Consider the following 1298-nt stretch of genomic DNA (forward strand, 5'->3'; position numbering starts at 1 on the left):
GGGACTGTCAGGAATTCTGTGCGCGAGGCCATGATGATGAAAAGGAGAGAATCATCACATGGCTATCGAGAAGGAACTTCTGGACCAACTGCTTGCGGGTCGCGATCCGAATGAGATTTTCGCCAGAGACGGGCTGCTCGACGATCTGAAGAAGGCGCTTTCGGAGCGGATACTGAACGCCGAACTGGACGAGCACCTTGAAGATGAAGGCGGCGCCGGCAACGCCAATCGCCGCAACGGCCATTCGAAGAAGTCGGTTCTGACGGGCACGTCAAAGATGACGCTTTCGATCCCCCGCGACCGGGCCGGAACATTCGATCCGAAGTTGATTGCCAAATACCAGCGCCGATTTCCGGACTTCGACGACAAGATCATCTCCATGTACGCGCGCGGCATGACGGTTCGCGAGATCCGCGGCCACCTCGAAGAGCTCTATGGCATCGAGGTGTCGCCGGACCTGATCTCGGCCATCACCGACGCCGTCCTGGACGAAGTGGCCGAATGGCAGAACCGGCCGCTCGACATCTGCTATCCACTGGTCTTCTTCGATGCCATCCGGGTCAAGATCAGGGACGAAGGCTTCGTCCGCAACAAGGCCATCTACATCGCGCTCGGCATCCTGCCCGATGGCACCAAGGAGATTCTCGGCATCTGGATCGAGCAGACCGAGGGCGCCAAGTTCTGGCTGCGCGTCATGAACGAACTGAAGAACCGTGGCACCGGCGACATCCTGATCGCCGTCGTCGACGGGCTGAAGGGCTTCCCCGAGGCGATCAACGCCGTCTTCCCGCAGACCGTGGTCCAGACCTGTATCGTGCATCTGATCCGTCATTCGTTCGAGTTCGTGTCGTGGAAGGACCGCAAGCCCGTCGTGCCGGCGCTGCGCGCGATCTACCGGGCCAAGGACGCAGAAGCCGGCCTGGCCGCACTCGATGCGTTCGACGCCGGCTATTGGGGCCAGAGATATCCGGCGATCGCGCAGAGTTGGCGGCGCAACTGGCAGCACGTTGTGCCATTCTTCGCCTTCCCTGAAAGCGTGCGCCGCATCATCTACACCACCAACGCCATTGAGGCGCTGAACTCGAAGCTGCGCCGCGCCGTTCGCACCAGGGGACACTTCCCGAGTGACGATGCGGCCATGAAGCTGCTATATCTTGTTTTGAACCATGCGGCCGAGGAATGGAAACGACCGCCGCGCGAATGGTTCGAGGCCAGGACCCAGTTCGCCGTCGTGTTCGGCGAAAGGTTCGTCAGCCAATGACGAAACCGGCCTCGCGCACAGAATTCCTGACAGTCCC

At 60.6% G+C, this 1298-nt stretch carries 1 protein-coding gene; it reads left to right on the plus strand.

Going from position 1 to position 1298, the window contains the following annotated elements:
* Positions 1–58 precede the first annotated feature (58 nt).
* Positions 59–1261: an IS256 family transposase gene (locus AC0L2P_RS32105; protein WP_473507232.1), complete on the plus strand. Its 1203-nt coding sequence runs from the start codon at positions 59–61 to the stop codon at positions 1259–1261.
* The last annotated feature ends 37 nt before the right edge of the window (positions 1262–1298 follow it).

This window comes from Mesorhizobium sp. WSM4836 (genome assembly GCF_055811815.1).